This is a genomic window from Vibrio sp. WZ-1 (genome assembly GCF_052037695.1).
Classification (GTDB): Bacteria; Pseudomonadota; Gammaproteobacteria; order Enterobacterales; family Vibrionaceae; genus Vibrio.
The window spans coordinates 428,312-449,563 of the sequence record NZ_JBQEQR010000085.1 but is presented as its reverse complement, the minus strand read 5'-3'; the positions used below and the strand labels follow the sequence as shown (position 1 = coordinate 449,563).

Sequence of the window (21,252 nt, the reverse complement as noted above, 5' to 3'; positions counted from 1 at the left end):
CAGAAGGCAATAAAAAAGGAGAGCTAATGCTCTCCTTTTCTTAATCCTAAACTGCTAATTAAAGAGCAGCTTTCGCTTTTTCAACTAGAACAGCAAATGCTGCTTTGTCGAATACTGCGATGTCCGCTAGGATCTTACGGTCGATCTCGATAGATGCTTTCTTAAGACCGTTGATGAAACGGCTGTAAGATAGACCATTTTGACGAGATGCTGCGTTGATACGTGCAATCCATAGTTGACGGAATTGACGTTTCTTAGCGCGACGGTCACGGTAAGCGTATTGACCAGCTTTAGTAACTGCTTGGAAAGCTACGCGGTAAACACGTGAACGTGCACCGTAGTAACCTTTAGCTTGTTTTAGAACTTTCTTATGACGTGCACGAGCTTGTACACCACGTTTTACGCGAGGCATTATGCTTCTCCTAAACTAAACGATTGATAACTATAAAGAATTAAGCGTATGGCAACATACGAACAACTGCAGCAACTTCACAACGTGGAAGAATTGCATTTGGACGTAGTTGACGCTTGTTCTTAGTAGTACGCTTAGTCAGGATGTGACGTTTAGTAGCGTGCTTGTACTTAATACCACCAGCAGTTTTCTTAAAACGCTTAGCAGCACCTTTGTTGGTTTTCATCTTAGGCATGATGAATAACTCCGCATTGAGTAGGTTTAATAAACAACGTAATTAGGGCGAACAAAACCCAGCCGCTATACCTTTTATTAGAAGGAAAGGCGGCTAGGTCTTAATTACTTGATGAGCCGTTAATTACTTCTTTTTAGGGGCAAGAACCATGATCATCTGACGACCTTCAATCTTACTTGGGAAAGATTCCACTACAGCAAAGTCTACAGTGTCTTCTTTCAAGCGATTTAGAACGTCAACACCGATGTCTTGGTGTGCCATTTCTCGGCCACGGAAGCGAATTGTTACCTTCACTTTGTTGCCTTCTTCAAGGAAACGCGTCAGGTTGCGTAGTTTTACCTGATAGTCTCCAATATCAGTTCCAGGACGGAATTTTACTTCCTTAATCTGAACCTGCTTTTGCTTTTTCTTCTGCTCTTTAGCAGATTTGCTCTTCTCAAAGAGGAATTTGCCGTAGTCCATAACACGACATACTGGCGGCTCAGCGTTAGGACTGATCTCCACAAGATCCATGCCTGCTTCTTCAGCAGCTGCGATCGCTTCTTGAATCGATACAACACCAACTGATTCACCGTCAGCGCCAGTTAGTCGAACTTCACGAACGCCACGAATTTCACCGTTCATACGGTGTGGGTTTTGTTTTACCGGCTGTTGGCCGCGTCTTCCGCCTTTAATAGCTTATTCCTCCAGATTGAGCTTACGGCTTGAAATCTCGTCTTGGATGTATGAAATGAAATCATCCACTTTAAATTTGCCGAGATCTTTACCTTTACGAGTACGTACTGCGATTTCGCCTGCTTCCATCTCTTGGTCACCGACAACAAGCATATACGGTACACGCTTCAAAGTGTGTTCGCGGATTTTAAAGCCAATCTTCTCATTTCTCAAGTCCGCTTTAGCTCTAATTCCACTTTTTTGTAGTTTTTGTACTACTTCTTGAACATAATCTGACTGTTTATCAGTAATGTTCATAAGAATTGCCTGTTCCGGCGCCAACCAAGTTGGGAAGAAACCTGCATAATCTTCAATAAGAATACCAATGAAACGCTCTAGCGAACCTAGAATTGCACGGTGAATCATCACCGGAACAAGACGTTCATTGTTTTCACCTACATAAGTTGCACCTAAGCGACCTGGTAGGTTGAAGTCTAACTGAACAGTACCACACTGCCATGCACGATCTAGACAGTCGTATAGCGTGAATTCAATCTTAGGACCGTAGAATGCACCCTCACCTTCTTGAATCTCGTATGGAATTTCCATTGATTCTAGAGATTGTTTTAGTGCTTCTTCTGATTGATCCCAGATTTCATCTGAGCCTACACGTTTTTCTGGACGAGTAGACAGTTTCACTACGATATTGTCGAAACCAAATGTTTGGTACGTATCGTACACCATCTTGATGCAGTTTGTTACTTCTTCTTGAATTTGACTCTCAGTACAGAAGATATGAGCGTCATCCTGAGTGAAGCCACGTACACGCATAATGCCGTGTAGTGCACCAGATGGTTCGTTACGGTGACATGAGCCGAACTCAGCCATACGTAGCGGTAAGTCACGGTATGATTTTAGACCTTGGTTAAAGATCTGTACGTGACCAGGACAGTTCATTGGTTTAATCGCGTATTCACGGTTCTCAGAAGAAGTTGTGAACATTGCGTCTGCGTATTTGTCCCAGTGACCAGAGCGTTCCCAAAGAACACGGTCCATCATTAGAGGACCTTTTACTTCTTGGTAGCCATATTCATCTAGCTTAGCACGGATAAATACTTCTAGATCACGGAAGATAGACCAACCATTGTGGTGCCAGAACACCATACCTGGTGCTTCTTGCTGCATGTGAAATAGGTCTAGTTGCTTACCAATCTTACGGTGGTCACGTTTCGCCGCTTCTTCTAAGCGAGTTAGATGCGCTTTCAGTGCTTTCTTATCGTGGAAAGCAGTACCGTAGATACGTTGAAGCATTTTGTTGTCGCTGTTACCACGCCAGTAAGCACCTGCAACATTCAATAGAGTGAAATGTTGGCAGAAGCCCATGTTAGGAACGTGAGGGCCGCGACACATGTCGATGTATTCTTCATGGTGGTAAAGACCTGGACGATCATCACGAGATACGTTTTCGTCTAGGATTTCCACTTTGTATGGTTCGCCACGTGATTCAAACGTATCACGTGCTTCCTGCCAGCTTACTTTTTTCTTAACAACTTCGTACTTGGTTTTCGCTAGTTCTTTCATGCGCTTTTCAATCTTTTCAAGATCGTCTTGCGTTAGAGACTCGTCTAGGTCAATGTCGTAGTAGAAACCGTTATCGATGGTTGGACCAATCGCCATTTTAGCTTGAGGGTAAAGCTGTTTAAGAGCGTGACCAAGAAGGTGAGCACAAGAGTGACGAACGATTTCTAGACCGTCTACTTCATCTTTAACTGTGATGATTTCTAGGCTTGCGTCTTCTTCAATTAAATCACACGCATCAACGCGGTTACCGTTTACACGACCAGCGATAGTTGCTTTTGCAAGACCAGGACCGATCGATTGCGCAACTTCCATAGTAGAAACTGGGTTGTCAAATTGACGCTGACTGCCGTCAGGAAGAGTAATAATAGGCATGCTATATCCTTTACAGTGGTGTTGCATACCAAGCAACACATGATTTTAGTTTTTTGCATTTGTAGCAATGATTTCGTCGTTCAGCTAATGATAGCTAAACGTTGTTGGTACAAAACTTGGTACAAATACCGATGTACACCTTTTTTGTACGAACGAGCATTGTAAAGAAACGACATGAAATCACAACCGCTTTCTCTGCTTCTATTATTACTGTAATAAGAAGTAAGCATTCCAACCATTGAGATGCCACAAATCCAGAACTATTATTGGTTTCGCCCTATTGAGATTGGCTACAAAAACATACGACTAAGAAGTCTATCTTTAAACATAACAAATCGCATTTCGGGCAAAGAAAGCAGAGATACATTTAAGCACCAACTCCCTTAAAAACAAATATTTATCTAACGTACTTTAATCTGATTTCTGCCGCTCTTTTTTGCATCATATAGAGCTAAATCGGCCCTATCCATCGCAGATTTAAAACTGTCGTTTATCAGAATATCTGTAATGCCGATAGACAATGAAACCATCGTTTCTTTCTCAACACTCTCCAGCATCCTATTGGCAATATGAATAACTTCTTGAGCTTTAATGTCAAAAAGGATAATGAATTCATCCCCACCCCACCGAATAAACTCATCACTCTCTCTTAAGCAACGTCTAACTATTGTCGCGACTTGCGTTAAGGTACGATCACCTTCTAGATGACCAAGTGTGTCATTAACATGTTTAAAATGGTCAATATCAAAGACAATCATTGAACACCCTGATTGCTGAACATCTTGCCAATAACCACGTTTTTGCTTTCTACTTTCGATGTATTGCCGATTACGACAAAAAGTCAGTGAATCATAATAAGCTGTACGTGATAATTTTTTATTCTGATAAAGAAGATTAAATAGATTTAAGATCACAATAACTACTGTCAATCCTAAACCAATAAGGAACGAATATAAATGTTGCCTTATTGATTGAACATAATAATCTGTAATATCCATTTTAATGAGAAGCATTCTATTAATCTCTTTAAAATGGTGTATATATAACAACTCACTCTTATTTAAGCTGTATTCATAAACAATACGGTCCTGCTTTTTAGCAGCTTCATACTGTTCATAAGATATGTTCTGGAAAAGAGTAAATATAGACTCTCCTTTTATCTTCTTCGGAAGCCTTACTTCTCCATCTTTGGTTAAGAATAAAACACTGACATTTTCATCCAATCCCTGAACCTTTCTGTAAAACGCTTCATAGTTTATTCCTACACCAAAAATACCGATAACTTGGCCAAGATGATTTTTAAGTTTGTGATCATAATAAAACGAGTACAACGGCTCATACTCAGATTGGTCTGGGTCGTAGAAATGATATCGAGAATCTTCTTTTTGATCTATAAACTCTTGAACCCACCTATCTCTTTCCGACGTTGTATCAATTGAAAGCACACGACCAAAACTATCCAAATAGAGATTATTTCTAATATCCACCAAACCAATAGTATGAACAGAAAGTTGCTTTTTTTTACTCTTAAGGTCTAGCAATATCTCTTCAATATTATAATGGTTCTGTAGCTTATACTCATATAATTCTGCCAAGGTTTTGCTTAAGCATGTATACGTATTATTAACATCTTCTAGCGTTCTTGAAATATAGTTAGTAGTTCTTTGAAGAGCTGTATCAGAAATATTTTTCTGAAAAATTTCAAGTGCCATGTAAAAATGAGCAACATTAAGAATAGAAAACACCAAGATAACGACTATCGCAACTCTAACCGTCTCAAGTATATGACCATCAAACCGTTGCCACTTACTTCTCATGCATACCTCATGAACTCTCTTGGATGGGATTCAAGGTAAAAATCTCTTTTTATCACGCTTCATTTTTAATCATAGAATAAATGTACAGTTGAAAATGCCAAGTCAATCTCATTCTGATAGCAGTATGAAATGGACTAGAACTTAATTATCGACACTTAGGTATCGCTTATGCTGCCCAAAGATGATGGACAAACGGACAGCGAACAGAAGAAAAAGAATGCCGCAGATAAAGCACAAAAGAACGATAAAGCATTGTACTTCTGATTATTTGAACTTTGGCACTCAATTTATCGAATTCGTTTGCTTATCGTATATAAGTATCGAACGAACAACAAACAAAGAGTATTTTAACCGATAACAGATGCAAGAGCTGAGGCGACCTGGCTGCCGGATGCGTCCTGCGGTAAAGTAAATGAACGGTATTGGTCACCCGACATGCTAAATGAGCGGTCGATCTCCGCTAAACAATGAATCGTTCCACCGTCCAAGATAAAGGAAAGCTCAATCTCTTTAGTAGAAACAAAACCGTTATTACGAAACTCTAGCTCTTGGTAAATGCCAGAGCGAGAAGAGAAGGTATTGCCACGTAAGAAACCTTTCTCTACATCTGCTTTCACCATAGTAAAGCCCGCTTGTTCAATCGCTTGAATCACGCGAGAGACTACTGGTAACGGCTTTACTTCAATATAATCACGGTCGCGAGGATCAATTGCAAAACCGATATCAAGAGTCGTTTCCACCCATACATAGCAGTGGTTCTTTAATGCGCTCACTGCCGTGATAGGTGTTTCATCGTGCAACTTGAGTTCAAAGGGGACTTGCTTTTCTTCATTCGGTTGAATAACAAATGGTTCTACTGCTTTCAGCTGATCGATAGTGAAAGTTTGGTAGCTAACGCTATCATCTACTTCCACTTTCATTTCCGTATTCAACTTGATGGTGATGGCATCAATTTGTTGCTCCACATCACCACCTTTGATTTGAACGTGACCGCGTAAAGTCGCGCCTTGATATACGCTCATCTCATCTAAAATCGTATCTACTTTTGCTGATCCGATACCAAGTGACGCTTTTAGTTTCTTAAACATGTGATTCCTTCGTGACTGTCTGTTTTCATTATTTTGATATCTGTTTACACAACAGATACAGCTCCTGCAAGTAATAGACTGTAAGAATGCGGAGTAATTCCTTTTATCAGCGCACAAAATGACTCTATCTGTTTGCAATTTGTGCATAGATTACGCACTATTTGTATAGTCAATTAAAAGGAAGTTATTATGTCTGCGCCCCTCTACATGCAAATCAAACAGTTTATCCTCGATAAAATTGATTCGGGTGAGTGGATGGTGGGGCATCGTATCGCAACTGAAATCGAATTAACGGAACAGTTTGGTGTGAGCCGAATGACCGTTAACAAAGCGATTCGAGACTTAGTTAATGAAGGTAAACTGCAACGCCGCCCTCGCCTCGGCACCTTTGTTTGTGATCCGGCTGAGAAGTCTGAATCTCCCCTATTAGACATTCGCAACATTGCCGATGAAATAACGAATCGGGGCCGCGCTCACCACAGTGAAGTGCTGCAACAAATCGCTATCAAAGCCGATGACAGTATTGCGACAAAACTTGGCGTGATGCTTGGTACCACAGTGTTTTACAGCGAGATCATCCACTTTGAAGACGGCAATCCAATCCAGCTTGAGCTGCGTTGGGTAAACAGCCAGTACGCGCCTAGTTACCTACGACAAGACTTTACTTGCATGACACCAAACCAGTACCTTTCTGATAGCTGTCCTCTCAGTGCAATAGAGCACACTGTCGAGGCGATAGTGCCAGAAGGACGCGTTAAACAAGACTTGAAAATGCAAGCTAACGAGCCTTGTTTACTGCTCAACCGCCGAACGTGGAGTCAAGATAAACTGGTGAGTACTGCGCTACTTTACCACCCGGGCAATAAGTACAAATTAAGCTCTAAGATCCTGCTATAAACTAGGAGTTACTTCTTCGTTTTGATCACATTTCAGCAACATTAGCCTTGCCACTGATGCTCTTTTCTCCTATTTATTTGTATATACATTTAAAAGTACAAATCAAAAGGAAGTATCAGAATGGATTTGCTGATTGAAAATGCACGCCTCGTCACTATGCAAGAAGGAGAGCAAGGCTACCTACCCTCTCCCCTTGCTCGCGTCGGCATTCGGTCAGGAAAAATTGTTGCACTCAGTACCGCAGCAAGAGGCGAAGACAGCGCAGAAACCGAATCCATCCTGAATCCAAACCACTACGAACAGTCCATTGACCTTCAAGGCAAGCTGTTGCTACCAGGTTTGATTGATTGCCACACTCATCTTGTGTACGCCGGAAATCGTGCCAAGGAGTTTGAAATGCGCCTAAACGGCGTGCCTTATGAAAAGATCGCCAAGCAAGGCGGCGGTATTCTTTCTACCGTTCGTGCTACTCGTGCCGCTACAGAAGAGCAACTTATTGAACTTGCTCTACCACGTTTAGATGGATTGCTTGCAAGCGGTGTTACCTCTATCGAAGTTAAGTCAGGTTACGGACTGACACTGCAAGATGAAATCAAGATGCTGCTCGCAGCGAAAGCCTTAGAGCAAGAACGCAAAGTAAAAGTCACCACAACCCTACTCGCCGCTCATGCACTTCCACCAGAATTTAAAGACCGCGCTGACGACTATATCCAACACATTTGTGATGACATCATTCCCCTCGTGGCAGAAGAAAAGCTCGCCACCAGCGTCGATGTGTTTTGTGAATCGATAGGTTTTAACTTAGCGCAAACCGAGCGTGTCTTCGAGGCAGCAAAAAAACACGGCTTGCATGTGAAAGGCCATACTGAACAGCTTTCTGATTTAGGCGGCACTGCGCTAACGGCAAAATACAATGGCCTTTCTGCCGATCATATTGAGTATCTCGATGAAATTGGTGTGCGTGCCCTTGCCAATTCCTCGACCGTGGCAACCTTGCTCCCTGGTGCATTTTACTTCTTACGTGAAACCCAGTTGCCTCCTATCGACTTACTCAGGACGCACAAGGTGCCAATGGCGATAGCGACAGACATCAACCCGGGGACATCGCCATTTGCTGATTTAACCTTGATGCTGAACATGGCTTGCACTCTTTTCCGCTTAACCCCTCAAGAAGCACTGCGTGGCGTCACTCAAAACGCAGCAAAAGCATTGGGTTATGGGGAGTCTCGTGGCGTAATTGAAGTCGGTTATGACGCAGATTGCTCAATTTGGGATATCGAACACCCGGCAGACCTTAGTTACCAAGTCGGCGCAAAACGTTTAGTAGGTCGTATAGTAAATGGTGAATATGTCTCTGACGGAGGACTGTAACATGGCTCAATCAGATCCAAATACCGCTCCATTTCACTGGCAAGGTCGCCACGATGCAGAAGATGGAGAACTGGGTAAACGCGTTCACCACGTGATTAAAAATATTTCTGTCGAAGAGTTGTCGAGCAAAAGCGAAGGCGTCTCGATCCTTGGTTTTGCGACCGATGCAGGTGTTGCCAGAAACAAAGGCCGTATTGGCGCGAAAAAGTCACCGGATTTAATCCGTCGTGCCCTAGCCAATCTCGCTTGGCACCAAGATGCGCCGCTTTATTACCTCGGTACTGTCGTTTGCGAAGACGACTTACTAGAAAGCAGCCAATCGCAATGCGCAGCCACGGTTGCTCAAGCGCTGCCCCATTCACCTGTCGTGGTATTAGGGGGCGGACACGAGATCGCATGGGCGTCATTTTCTGGGTTGGCCGAATACTTCAAAACTCATCACCCAGAAAAGCAGCCGAAGATTGGCATTATCAACTTCGATGCACATTTCGACCTGCGCGCTTTTGAAAGTTCGCTGGCAGATGTAAAACCGAGCTCAGGCACACCATTTAATCAGATTCATCACTTCTGCCAACGCAATGATTGGAAGTTTCATTACGCTTGCATTGGCGTCAGTCGCAGCAGCAATACCAAAGCGCTATTCCAGAAAGCGGACGAACTCAATGTTTGGTATGTGGAAGACAAACAGCTTTGCTACATGAACCACAGCTACCATTTAACGCAGCTACAGCACTTTATCGACGACTGCGACTACCTCTATCTAACGATTGATTTGGACGTGTTCCCTGCGGCAACAGCTCCGGGTGTAAGCGCTCCAGCAGCAAGAGGGGTCAGTTACGACATCATTTCGCCGTTTCTCGACCGAATCCTACATTACAAAAACAAGCTCATGCTGGCAGACATTGCCGAGTATAACCCTACTTATGACGTCGATAGCCAAACCGCTCGATTGGCAGCCCGCCTATGTTGGGACATCGCCAATGCTATGGCAGAGAAAGACCATAAACCAAAATAACCTAACCCAATAACGATCAACTCGAACAAGGCACAGCTCAAACAGCACTTTACTCGAGTAGAAATAGCCAAGCACAGACTTGGTACACACGTGAAACTAAAGGAGTCTTAAAATGACACAGCGCCAGGGACAAGATCCACGACTTGATACCAGCAGAACGATTCGTGCTCCACACGGTACACAACTGCGCGCCAAATCTTGGCTGACTGAAGCCCCACTTCGTATGCTGATGAACAACCTTGACCCAGACGTAGCCGAGCACCCTCACTCGCTCGTTGTATACGGTGGTATTGGCCGAGCAGCACGCAATTGGGAATGCTTCGATAAGATTGTTGAAGTGTTAGAAAGACTCGACGATGACCAAACGCTTCTCGTCCAATCAGGCAAACCAGTGGGCGTATTTCCGACTCATAAAAATGCGCCACGCGTTCTGATTGCTAACTCAAACCTCGTACCACATTGGGCCAATTGGGAGCACTTCAATGAGCTCGATAAAGAAGGCTTGATGATGTACGGACAGATGACTGCAGGTAGCTGGATTTACATCGGCTCACAAGGCATTGTTCAAGGCACTTACGAAACCTTTGTATCAGTCGCGAAGAAACACTTTAACGGCGACGCGAAAGGTCGATGGATCCTGACAGGCGGCCTTGGTGGTATGGGCGGCGCTCAACCTCTAGCTGGCACAATGGCAGGTTTCTCAATGATTGCTGTTGAGTGTGACGAGTCACGCATCGATTACCGTCTACGCACAGGCTACGTCGACAAGAAAGCCACATCGCTAGATGAAGCACTAGCGATGATTAAGGAATCCGACGCGCCTATTTCTGTCGGTCTACTAGGCAACGCAGCAGACATCTTCCCGGAGCTTGTGGAACGTAACATCACGCCAGATGTAGTAACAGACCAAACCTCTGCGCACGATCCATTGAACGGTTACTTGCCTCAAGGTTGGAGTATGTCTCACGCAGCAGAAATGCGCTTGCAAGATGAAGGGGCCGTGGTTAAAGCTGCGAAACAATCAATGGCTGTGCAGGTTCAAGCCATGCTGGAGCTGCAAAACCGGGGCGCTGCAACACTGGATTACGGTAACAACATCCGTCAAATGGCGTTGGAAGAAGGCGTCGAAAACGCGTTTGATTTCCCAGGTTTCGTACCGGCTTACATTCGTCCTTTATTCTGTGAAGGTATTGGGCCATTCCGTTGGGCAGCGTTGTCTGGCGATCCAGAGGACATCTACAAAACCGATCAGAAAGTAAAAGAACTGATCCCAGATAACCCTCACCTACATAACTGGCTAGACATGGCACGTGAACGCATTCAGTTCCAAGGTCTGCCTGCGCGCATCTGTTGGGTAGGTCTGAAAGACCGAGAACGCCTTGGCCAAGCCTTCAATGAAATGGTGAAAAACGGTGAACTGAAAGCGCCGGTTGTGATTGGCCGTGACCACCTAGACTCTGGCTCGGTAGCCAGTCCGAACCGTGAAACTGAAGGCATGATGGATGGCTCTGATGCGGTATCGGATTGGCCATTACTTAATGCCCTATTGAATACCGCGGGTGGTGCAACTTGGGTATCACTTCACCATGGTGGTGGCGTCGGCATGGGCTTCTCTCAACACTCAGGTATGGTGATTTGTTGTGACGGCAGTGATGATGCGTCTGAGCGTATTGCTCGCGTACTTCACAATGACCCTGCGACGGGCGTTATGCGTCATGCCGATGCGGGATATGACATCGCAAAACAATGTGCAGCTGAGCAAAAACTGGATTTGCCAATGCTCAATGAAGAACTGAAAAAGCTGAAGTAAGGATGAAAGACATGCTCAATTTAACGCTAAAGCCAGGCTATATTAGCTTAAACGAACTGCGTCAGGTGAGCCGCTCACCTGTCAACCTTACTCTCGATCCAGAAGCGATTCCGGCCATTGAGGAAAGCACTCAAGTTGTCGACCGCGTGATTGCAGAAGATCGCACCGTTTATGGCATCAATACGGGTTTCGGTCTACTCGCGAACACACGTATTGCACCAGAAGATTTAGAAACGCTGCAACGCAGTATTGTGCTTTCACACGCTGCGGGCATCGGTAAATTCATGTCAGATGAAACCGTTCGTTTGATGATGGTGCTGAAAATCAACAGTCTTGCACGTGGCTTCTCAGGCTTGCGTTTGAAAGTCATCAACATGCTGATTGACCTTGTGAACGCACAAGTATACCCATGCGTGCCTCAAAAGGGCTCTGTCGGCGCATCGGGTGACTTAGCGCCGCTGGCTCACATGAGTACGGTGCTTCTTGGTGAAGGCCAAGCGCGTCACAATGGCAAGGTAATATCAGGTCTAGAAGCTCTGCAAATTGCTGGTCTAGAACCAATTACACTAGCGCCTAAAGAAGGTCTTGCACTGCTTAACGGTACTCAAGCGTCAACGGCGTTTGCGCTAGAAGGCTTGTTCATTGCCGAGGATCTATTCTCATCGGCGACCGTTTGTGGTGCGATGTCGGTAGAAGCGGCACTAGGCAGTCGTCGTCCATTCGATCCACGTATCCATCGTGTTCGTGGCCATCGTAGCCAAATGGATGCGGCGTTAGCGTATCGACATATGCTAGAAGCAACCAGCGAGATTGGTGAATCGCACACCAACTGTGAGAAGGTTCAAGACCCATACTCACTGCGCTGTCAGCCTCAAGTTATGGGTGCTTGTTTACAGCAAATTCGCAACGCGGCAGACACTCTGCAAGTAGAGGCGAACTCGGTGTCGGACAACCCGCTTGTGTTTGCGGAAGATAACGACATTATCTCTGGCGGTAACTTCCACGCTGAGCCCGTTGCTATGGCCGCGGATAACCTTGCACTGGCGATTGCAGAGATTGGTAGCTTGTCAGAGCGTCGCATGGCACTACTTATTGATAGCGCGCTATCTAAACTTCCTCCATTCTTGGTCGACAATGGCGGCGTTAACTCAGGCTTTATGATTGCGCAGGTGACGTCAGCAGCACTGGCGAGTGAAAACAAAACGCTCGCTCACCCTGCTTCTGTCGATAGCTTGCCTACGTCTGCAAACCAAGAAGATCACGTCTCAATGGCCACGTTTGCGGCTCGTCGTTTGAAAGAAATGGGAGAGAATACGCGTGGTATTTTGGCGGTTGAATACTTGTCAGCCGCGCAAGGGTTGGATTTCCGAGCGCCAAACAAATCTTCTGAGCGTATCGAAATTGCCAAGCAAATGCTGCGCGAGAAAGTATCGTTCTACGATAAAGACCGCTACTTCGCGCCAGATATTGAGCAAGCCAATGCCCTACTCAAGCTTGCTCTGCATAACGCATTGATGCCAGAAAGCTTACTGCCAAGCGTGCATTAATCTATCGTGCTAATGATCCTAAAGGCCCCTTCTTGGAGCCTTTATTGTATTTATACGCATCAAGTCCCTCAATGATATGGTAAATTACTGATTTATAGCCATACTGAATAGTGCAATACAAAAGCGCCATTTTTGGTGCTTTATTCCGCTGCGTTATCGTTTCATTGTTAAGATACAGTGAAGTTTTCACTGGATGGACCATTGCTACGCAGATATTCGCATATAATCCCTGACAGTTTTGGTTACTACGTAAAAATTATGTTTCTAACACCTTATTTTTCAAACACTAATCACCAATTTCAGTTCACTCGTGAGCAAGCAAGTCACTTCGCAAAACGCGTAGCTGGTGATTACAACCCTATCCATGATGAAGACAACAAACGCTTTTGTGTGCCAGGCGATCTGCTTTTTGCTGTTTTGCTGAGCAAAGAAGGCGTAAGCCAAAAGATGCGTTTCGATTTCTCTGGAATGGTGAATGATGGCGTTGCACTTCATATTGAGAATAAGTGTGAGAAAGAAAGCGCCGTAGTTGATAACGCAGGTAAAGAATATCTGCACATGTCGCGTGAAGGTGAAACTAACCACAATCCTGCGTTCATTGAGCATGTAGTAACAAACTACGTGCAATTCTCAGGCATGAACTTCCCACACATCATGGTTCCTCTCATGGAAGAGAAGCAAATGATGATCAACTGCCAACGACCTCTAGTAATCTACGAGAGTATGGAAGTGGAGTTCAACCGTCTAGACCTAACTCATCCAGAAGTGGATTTTACTGGCGCAACATTTGATGTTGAAGGCAAACGCGGTCTTGTAACACTGAACTTCGCATTCAAAGAAGATGGTGAGATCGTTGGTAAAGGCATTAAGCGAATGGTAGCTAGTGGTCTTAAGCCATACGATCAAGAGGCGGTAGACGATTTAGTTCAACGCTTCCACGAACGCAAAGATGCTTTTTTAGCAAAGTTCGCTAAGGCAGCTTAATCAGCCGCCGTCAAACTTAAAAAGAAAACCCAGCTACTTAGCTGGGTTTTCTTTTTAATACCAGTGTCCACGGGCTTTCATTAAATCCAACGACGAACTTGGTTCTTGTAATCCAAATAATCTTCACCAAACAATCTTTCTAATGCGCGTTCTTCTGGCTTAATTTGAAAACGATTCATATATGCGACAAACAATATGCTACACAAAATGACACTTAGATGTTGCCACCATAAGCCAATCGCAATAATGACCAATAGTAGAGCTACGTACATTGGATTACGCGTGTAAGCAAAAATGCCTGTATCGACCACCATCGATGCGGTTTCTGGCTTAACGGGGTTTACCGTCGTCTTAGCTTTACGAAACTCGTAAACCCCAGCAATACCGACTGCACCTGCAAGAGCGATTAGCCCTACGGTAACAAACTCAACAAAAGGCACCGTAATCTTCATCTCTGGCAACGTTCCCTTTAACCAGTACATCAATAGTACCATCAGCAAAAAAAGAGCAACGGGCGGTACTTTAAGCTCTAGCTTTTTCACTCTTCATATCCTTATGAGAATAAATCATTGTTATGATTGGTAACGTTTCGCTACTGACAAAAAGCCCAGTTAGACTGGGCTTTGGTTAAGTATTATATCAAGGTTAGCAAAGCTTGAACTGGGTGCTTAGGTTTTACTCCTTCAAAGCGCTTGACTTGGCTTCGGCAGGAGTATCCGGTAATTAAACAGCGCTCATTATCGAGTTTATCCAAGTTTGGCTTCCAACTCAGATCATAAATATCACGCGACATTGATAGCTTATCCACCTCATGACCAAATGTGCCAGCCATACCACAACAACCTACTGGAACAGTATTAAGAACCGCTCCAAAGTGAGCAAAAATAGCCCCCCACTCTTTCTCTGCATTTGGCATTTTAGTTTTCTCAGTACAGTGAGCGAATAAATACCAAGGCGCTTGCTGTTTAGGTTCAAATGCGTCGAAATCACTCAATCTTGGGTAAAGCCACTCATGCGCAGTAAGAACGTCAAATTCGCCACGTTTACTACCCAGCACTTCTGCGTATTCATCTCGGTAACAGAGCACCAGTGCAGGATCGACCCCCACCATTGGGATATCCAAATCCGCAACCATTTCCAAGAACTTCGCGGTGTCTTGAGCTGTGTTTCTAAACTGACGTAAGAACCCCTTAATATGTTGTGCTTTGCCGTTTGGTTTAAATGGCAACAATACCGGATTCATACCCAGTTTCTTTACTAACTTAATAAAATCTTCGACCACGTCAGCATCGTAGTAGCTGGTAAATGGGTCTTGAACAATCAGCACATGCTTTTTCTTATCTTCGCTAGATAAGCCGCTTAGAGCTTGCAGTTCGTAGGCCGTTGTTAAGGCTTCAACGCGCTGCTTCAACGTCGGAACTGACAGCAATGGTGCATCTACATAACCTACTGTCGAAGCAGTTAAGCTTTGAACCCAAGATTGCTTCAATACACCATTAACTACTTTTGGCGCTTTCGCCATCAATGGCAACATGGATTCGATGTTCGACACCAAGTAGTCTTTTGCCGGACGTTGGTAACGTGAGTGGTAAATATTGAGGAAGCGAGAGCGAAAGCTAGGCACATCCACTTTGATAGGACACTGGCTCGCACACGCTTTACACGCCAAACAACCATTCATTGCTTCGTACACTTCGTGTGAGAAGTCATACTCATGACGACGATTAATCGAATGACGGACACGATCAATCATGGTTTTGATGGATGTCTTGTTTTCTAGCGTTTGCTGCTCCAGATCGAGAATATCGATACCCTGCTCTGTTAACTGGCGTAACCATTCACGAACCAAACCTGCACGCCCTTTTGGTGAATGACGACGGTCTGCCGTCACCTTCATCGAAGGACACATTGGTGAACTGGTGTCGTAGTTAAAGCACAATCCGTTACCGTTACATTCCATCGCCTGTTTGAAGCTGTCGCGGACTTGAACGTCAATCTGGCGGTCGAAGTAGCCGCGTTTGGTATCGGAGACTTTTACCAGCTCTGCATCGCTATTTAGCGGCGTACAGATCTTACCCGGATTCATTTTATTGTGCGGGTCGAAAGCTGCTTTTACTCGGCGTAACTCAGTAAAGAGTTCTTCACCAAAAAACTCAGGCCCATATTCAGAGCGGAAACCTTTCCCGTGCTCACCCCACATTAAGCCGCCGTATTTCGCCACCAGCTTAACCACCTCATCTGAGATTTCATGCATCAATGCTTCTTGGTGAGGGTCGCACAGATCCAGTGCTGGGCGAACGTGAAGCACCCCCGCATCTACGTGCCCAAACATACCGTAGTTGAGTGATTTCGCGTCTAGTAACTCACGGAACTCAACAATAAAATCCGCCAGGTTTTCTGGTGGTACACAAGTATCTTCCGCGAAGGCGACTGGCTTAGCGCGCCCTTTAGCAGCACCAAGCAGGCCAACCGCTTTTTTGCGCATATTGTAAATACGGCCGATACTCGCCACATCATTACTCACTTGATAACCGATAATGCCTGCTTCTTCAGTTTCTAACATGCTATCTAGCTGTGCGGTCAGAGAAGCAACTTGCGATTCGACCTCTTGCTCATCTTGCCCTGCATATTCCACCATGTTGATGCCAAGCATCTCTTTATCTGGAACGTCAGTGATTAAGTCGCTGACCGTGTGCCAAACAATATCTTGTTTGGCAAGATTAAGAACTTTTGAATCGACGGTTTCAACCGACATCGCATTCGCTTGCACCATAAACGGCGCGTTACGAAGTGCAGAGTCAAAACTGTTATACTTGACGTTTACCAAGGTACGCGCTTTGGGAATACGAGTTAGGTTAAGCTTAGCTTCAGTAATAAAGGCTAAAGAACCTTCTGCGCCACATAATACACGCGTAATGTCGAAGCTACCCGTTTCTTCATCAAGTGCATTCTTTAAATCATAGCCCGTTAGAAATCGGTTTAAAGGTGGAAACTTATCGTTAATTTTCTGGCGATTTTCACGACACACCGACTCAGTCACACTCATTGCGGTATGCGCAAACTCACCTTCAGTTGGCAAACCATTCGAAAGGTCTGATTCGAGGACTGAACCGTCAGCGAAAACCGCTTGTAATGACAACACATGATCAGACGTCTTACCGTATTTGAGAGAACCTTGGCCAGATGCATCGGTGTTGATCATCCCGCCAATGGTAGCTCGATTGCTAGTGGATAAATCTGGCGAGAAAAAATAACCGTAAGGTCGGACGGCATCATTGAGTTGGTCTTTTACCACACCCGTTTGAACACGAACCCAACCTTCTTCTTCATTCACCTCAATAACTTTGTTCATGTGGCGAGACAAATCAACCACTATCCCTTTGGTTAGTGACTGACCATTAGTCCCAGTTCCACCTCCACGCGGAGAAAAGGTAATTCGTTCGTACTCTTCTTTGTTGCTTAGTTGTCCAATTAGAGACACATCGTGCGTTGATTTAGGATGGATAACAGCCTGAGGTAGTTGCTGATAAACGCTGTTATCAGTCGCCATTGCGAGACGGCTAGAGTATTGGCTTTCGATATCGCCTGTGAATCCTGCATTTTCTAGTTCTTTCAAAAAAGATAATACGAGAGGATCGACATCTGTTTGAGAGTGTAATCTTGGTAACATTGCTTCCTGCCCCTACGACACTATTCCGATCAGTGATAGGTATTGTTTTTTGTTTACTTTGCCTGTTCAACAATCTGCTATTGCGATAATTGAAGAAGTTGATAGGTTAAGTAATATTCTTTGAATTTCGTCACTTTACAACATTTAAAAAAGTGATCAAATCAGAATCTCATTGCAACAATTCAACTTATGCTTTCTTTTTTAGCTATTCACACCTACATTGATGCAAAACTCGCTTTCAAGACCAATATATTGAGCATTTAGAATGAAAAAAAATAAAGTAGTCACTACTGAGGATATCCTTTTAAAACTTTGTCAGTCAGTTTCTGGCGTCTTAACTTCAGCAACATCTTCTCAAGTTCACTATTCAGCAATGGTGCAAAAGATCAACAAAACCAGTCTTAAGCCAGATTTTGGCTGCTTTGTCCTTTTTGACGGTGGTTTTACTGGCTTAGTTGTTATTAACTTTACCGCAAAGGCAGCACTAGAGATCTATACGAATTACATGCGAAATATGGGCATGCCTGAAGAAGAACTAGCAATCTCTCACACTTCTGACGAAGTCGGTGATGTCCTTGGTGAGCTGATGAACCAATTAGTGGGTGACTTCACAAATAAAATCCGTAAAGAGCTACAAACAAACATCACTCAGAACCAACCTAAGATGCTAGCACTGAACAAACAGGTCATCTTACAAGTTGACACGAACCTAGACCGCCCACAAGCACGTCGAGTGACATTCTCTACAGCGAACAACAACATCTTCTATTTAGAACTAGCAATGGATAAAACTGAATTTATCCAGCTAGAAGAGTTTGAAATTACTGAAGATGAAACGCCAGATGACATCTTAGAAGCCACTCGCAAGAGCATGGAAGAAAAGTCGAAGCCAGAGACAACATCACATAGCTCAGCAGATGACCTGCTTGACGAACTCGGTATCTAGTTAAGCATCAAGCCTCTTTTCGAAGCACCCTTCTCTGGGTGCTTTTCTTTAGGTTTCCACACCTTCAAACCAGCCCAAAACCTTTAGACACAAAGTCCTGTGTTTCGTTTTTACGCCAAAAAAGGTAATATATCCGACTTCTCAAATTTTGTGTTTTTGTTATTGGTCGTCAATGGATAAACAAAAAGCTCTTAAGAAAATCGCTAAGTGTCTAGAACTAGGTAACTCTGCCAATGTAAACGAGGCCGCAAACGCTATAAAAATGGCGCACCGCCTCATGCTCAAATATGGTCTAGATAAAGATGACATTGAGTTTATCAAGATGGGTAAGACGCAATCTTCCCACCTGTTACCTTCTAACATCAGCTCGACGATACTGCGCGTGATTCGAGGTATTAATACCAAGTTTGGTGTAGAAGCAGTTTTGTTGAACCATAAGGGGCTAAAACGAGTTGAGTTTATCGGTGAAGCTGACCGAGCTATCTTTGCCGCGTTTGCCTTTGACATTATCTATCGCGAAATGAATGAAAGTACCGGACAGTTCCGCAATAGTTTTGCTGGTTCGGGAACATCATCAATGGAAGTAACTCGCCGAGTTAACTCATTTGTCTCTGGTTGGGTTGAAGGTGCGTTGGAAAAACTACCGACCATTTCACCTGATGAAGAGTCGGCAAATAAAATCAATAACTACATAGACAAAGAATTCAAAAACATCGACCGCGAGACGTTCAAGAAACAGCTTAAAGAAGCGATGAAAAACCTCACCGCTGATTATGAAGTTGGATTAAAAAAAGGACGCAAGGTATCAGTTAACCGCGGGGTCGGTGGAGCACAAGCTAGAAAGATGCTTGATAGCAAATAGTTTTTGGCTGAGTTCTTTATCAGTCTGACTTTTACATAACAAATATCAATAACACCCTACGTATAATTCGGTTCCTAATGTGAGGCTTACTATAGCCTCTGTTTTATATGGAGATATTCCTTTGAAAAAGATGTCTATTGCACTTGCACTAGTGCTTGCTCTTACCGGCTGTCAAGCTACTCAACGCCAAAATGCTACAACAGGCGAGTACGAAACAAATTCAACAACTCAAGGTGCTCTAATTGGCGCTATTGCTGGTGCTGCAATCGGCCTAGCAACAGGTGACAACGCAAAAGAACGTCGTAAGCATGCGCTAATTGGCGCGGCTGCAGGTGGTGCAACAGGTGCTGGTGTCGGTTACTATTTTGACCAACAAGAAGCAGAACTGCGCCGTGCACTACTTAACTCTGGTGTACAAGTAGAACGTGTTGGTGAGAACCAACTGCTACTTCGCATGGAAAATGGCATCGGTTTCTCATCTAGCTCATACCAACTAGATGCAGGTATCCACAATACACTTCGTGGCGTCGCACGCATTCTTGTTGAATACCCAGATACAAGCCTAGTGATCGACGGTTACACAGACAGCACTGGTAGTGAATCATACAACCAAACGCTATCTGAGCGTCGCGCAGAATCAGTGCGTCAATTCCTAATATCACAAAACGTAGCACCAGGTCGCGCAATCGCTCGTGGCTACGGTGAACGTAGCCCATTATGTTCAAACCAAACTTCTGAAGGTCGTGCTTGCAACCGTCGTGTTGAAATCCAGATCTTGCCACTGAAGTAATTTGGTTGCACCATATCGGTAATAATAACGATTACCGGAGCAGGTCTAGCGAACTCCGCTAGACCTGACATACCCAATGTCTTTCAGAACAATCGCCCTTACCTTAACTTTAAGTGCCTGCCTTACAAGTACTGCATTCGCTTCTCAAAGTCCTACGCAACCTGAATCCCAATTCGATCTAGCGCAACAACTGGCGTTAAAGCCCAATCCAGACTCTCCTTCTGACGTGCGTTATTGGCTAGAGCAAGCGGCAAGACAAAGCTATATTCCTGCCCAGAAACAATTAGCTGAAGACTACGCCAGAGGATTAACAGGAAACGTAGACTTCGCGCAAGCAACCTATTGGTTTACTTCAGTGGCCTTAAACGACCCAACCGATAGAGGCTTCCTCCTTGCAGACTTTGTTCAGCACCATCAAAATCGCATCACCACCGAAGATCTACTTGAGGCTTGGTACCAATTAGCGGCACTAAAAAACCCTCAAGCCGAAGAAGCTTATAATCAGTTTTTAGAAGAGCGCTTCAACCAACTAAGGGCGAAACAGGTTTCCGAGATTGTAGAGCTAGATAAAACTGCCACACACGAAGAAGCACAAGATATAGCTACATTTGAACAGGAACAGAAAGCAGAGACCACGAATATATGGTATGCCTCAGGTGCGCTCGGATTGAGTGTATTGATTGGCGGCTTTGCTTTTGGTTACCGAAGACACAATAAAAAAGTGGCAGCCAATATAGCGCATGAAGCGTCGCAATCTCTGCTATTAGAAACTCAGGTGAAAGAACTTCAGTTTTCTAACAAACAACTTAAACGCCAACTAGAAAAAGTGTTCAAAGAGTTTAAGAAAATTAAGGGGCAGTCTGACAATCAAAAACTGGCAATAGCGTGCGCCACATTTGGTTATACCCCACAAAACATTCCAGAGAGTAAAACAGTGAAATTGCGCTACAGACAATTATCAAAACTCTACCACCCTGATTCTAGAGGAAGTGAAGATGAGATGAAGCGTTTAAATCAAGCGTTTAAAATCATTTCACAAAATGTTACAAAAGAGTAAAAAGTAGCAGTACTCCCTTTCCTTGCGAGCTTTTCATCCTAGAAAACAAAGGCTCGCAATCGATCTCCCTCTCAAACAAATTAACAGACATTTAACTAAACGTTCGTTTGTATGCCATAATGCGTGGCGAAAAATAACACCTAG

Annotated in this window: 18 protein-coding genes; 10 read left to right on the top strand and 8 right to left on the bottom strand. The window is 44.2% G+C overall.

Features of this window, described 5'->3' with window-relative positions; genetic code table 11:
- Nucleotides 1-58 precede the first annotated feature (58 nt).
- The 6 genes from rplT to ACTS60_RS22705 form a co-directional block, all read right to left on the bottom strand.
- A complete protein-coding gene (gene rplT, locus ACTS60_RS22730) occupies nt 59-412 on the bottom strand; it encodes a 50S ribosomal protein L20 (RefSeq protein ID WP_004727974.1) in 354 nt (117 codons plus the stop codon).
- 40 nt (nt 413-452) lie between these two features.
- Complete coding sequence (rpmI, locus tag ACTS60_RS22725; protein WP_009705876.1) at nt 453-647, bottom strand: 50S ribosomal protein L35; 195 nt, start codon at nt 645-647, stop codon at nt 453-455.
- 123 nt (nt 648-770) lie between these two features.
- A complete protein-coding gene (gene infC / locus ACTS60_RS22720; RefSeq protein WP_081469140.1) occupies nt 771-1,322 on the bottom strand; it encodes a translation initiation factor IF-3 in 552 nt (183 codons plus the stop codon).
- A gap of 3 nt (nt 1,323-1,325) precedes the next feature.
- On the bottom strand, nt 1,326-3,254 hold the full coding sequence (thrS, locus tag ACTS60_RS22715) for a threonine--tRNA ligase (RefSeq protein WP_440890092.1): 1,929 nt from the start codon (nt 3,252-3,254) through the stop codon (nt 1,326-1,328).
- A 401-nt stretch (nt 3,255-3,655) separates the two neighbouring features.
- Nucleotides 3,656-5,071 (bottom strand): diguanylate cyclase, encoded by a 1,416-nt coding sequence (locus ACTS60_RS22710; RefSeq protein ID WP_440890091.1) that lies wholly within the window; start codon nt 5,069-5,071, stop codon nt 3,656-3,658.
- 347 nt (nt 5,072-5,418) lie between these two features.
- Nucleotides 5,419-6,159, bottom strand: a complete 741-nt coding sequence (locus ACTS60_RS22705) for a sporulation protein (protein WP_440890090.1) — start codon at nt 6,157-6,159, stop codon at nt 5,419-5,421.
- 189 nt (nt 6,160-6,348) lie between these two features.
- Here ACTS60_RS22705 and hutC point away from each other — a divergent pair, with 189 nt between their 5' ends.
- The 6 genes from hutC to ACTS60_RS22675 all read left to right on the top strand — a co-directional run bounded on the left by hutC (nt 6,349) and on the right by ACTS60_RS22675 (nt 13,783).
- Nucleotides 6,349-7,056 (top strand): histidine utilization repressor, encoded by a 708-nt coding sequence (gene hutC / locus ACTS60_RS22700; protein ID WP_440890089.1) that lies wholly within the window; start codon nt 6,349-6,351, stop codon nt 7,054-7,056.
- A 120-nt stretch (nt 7,057-7,176) separates the two neighbouring features.
- Nucleotides 7,177-8,427, top strand: a complete 1,251-nt coding sequence (gene hutI, locus ACTS60_RS22695) for an imidazolonepropionase (RefSeq protein ID WP_440890088.1) — start codon at nt 7,177-7,179, stop codon at nt 8,425-8,427.
- 1 nt (nt 8,428) lies between these two features.
- A complete protein-coding gene (gene hutG / locus ACTS60_RS22690; protein WP_440890087.1) occupies nt 8,429-9,442 on the top strand; it encodes a formimidoylglutamase in 1,014 nt (337 codons plus the stop codon).
- Between the two features lie 112 nt (nt 9,443-9,554).
- Nucleotides 9,555-11,252, top strand: a complete 1,698-nt coding sequence (hutU, locus tag ACTS60_RS22685) for a urocanate hydratase (protein WP_440890086.1) — start codon at nt 9,555-9,557, stop codon at nt 11,250-11,252.
- 11 nt (nt 11,253-11,263) lie between these two features.
- Nucleotides 11,264-12,799, top strand: a complete 1,536-nt coding sequence (gene hutH, locus ACTS60_RS22680; RefSeq protein ID WP_440890085.1) for a histidine ammonia-lyase — start codon at nt 11,264-11,266, stop codon at nt 12,797-12,799.
- Between the two features lie 258 nt (nt 12,800-13,057).
- The gene (locus ACTS60_RS22675; protein ID WP_440890084.1) at nt 13,058-13,783 is read left to right on the top strand and encodes a DUF3581 domain-containing protein; all 726 of its coding nucleotides are present in this window, start codon (nt 13,058-13,060) and stop codon (nt 13,781-13,783) included.
- 80 nt (nt 13,784-13,863) lie between these two features.
- Here the strand turns inward: ACTS60_RS22675 and ACTS60_RS22670 are convergent, their stop codons facing one another.
- Together ACTS60_RS22670 and ydiJ are read right to left on the bottom strand one after the other, a co-directional pair.
- A complete protein-coding gene (locus tag ACTS60_RS22670) occupies nt 13,864-14,325 on the bottom strand; it encodes a methyltransferase family protein (RefSeq protein ID WP_440890083.1) in 462 nt (153 codons plus the stop codon).
- 92 nt (nt 14,326-14,417) lie between these two features.
- Complete coding sequence (ydiJ, locus tag ACTS60_RS22665) at nt 14,418-17,453, bottom strand: D-2-hydroxyglutarate dehydrogenase YdiJ (RefSeq protein ID WP_440890082.1); 3,036 nt, start codon at nt 17,451-17,453, stop codon at nt 14,418-14,420.
- 265 nt (nt 17,454-17,718) lie between these two features.
- On the opposite strand from ydiJ, the gene ACTS60_RS22660 reads away from it, so the two are divergent.
- The 4 genes from ACTS60_RS22660 (at nt 17,719) to ACTS60_RS22645 (ending at nt 21,108) form a co-directional block, all read left to right on the top strand.
- Complete coding sequence (locus ACTS60_RS22660; RefSeq protein WP_440890081.1) at nt 17,719-18,399, top strand: DUF3334 family protein; 681 nt, start codon at nt 17,719-17,721, stop codon at nt 18,397-18,399.
- 172 nt (nt 18,400-18,571) lie between these two features.
- A complete protein-coding gene (locus ACTS60_RS22655; RefSeq protein WP_440890080.1) occupies nt 18,572-19,261 on the top strand; it encodes a DUF2786 domain-containing protein in 690 nt (229 codons plus the stop codon).
- Nucleotides 19,262-19,391: 130 nt separating this feature from the next.
- On the top strand, nt 19,392-20,051 hold the full coding sequence (locus ACTS60_RS22650; protein WP_440890158.1) for an OmpA family protein: 660 nt from the start codon (nt 19,392-19,394) through the stop codon (nt 20,049-20,051).
- 76 nt (nt 20,052-20,127) lie between these two features.
- Nucleotides 20,128-21,108 (top strand): J domain-containing protein, encoded by a 981-nt coding sequence (locus ACTS60_RS22645; protein ID WP_440890079.1) that lies wholly within the window; start codon nt 20,128-20,130, stop codon nt 21,106-21,108.
- Nucleotides 21,109-21,252: the final 144 nt, after the last annotated feature.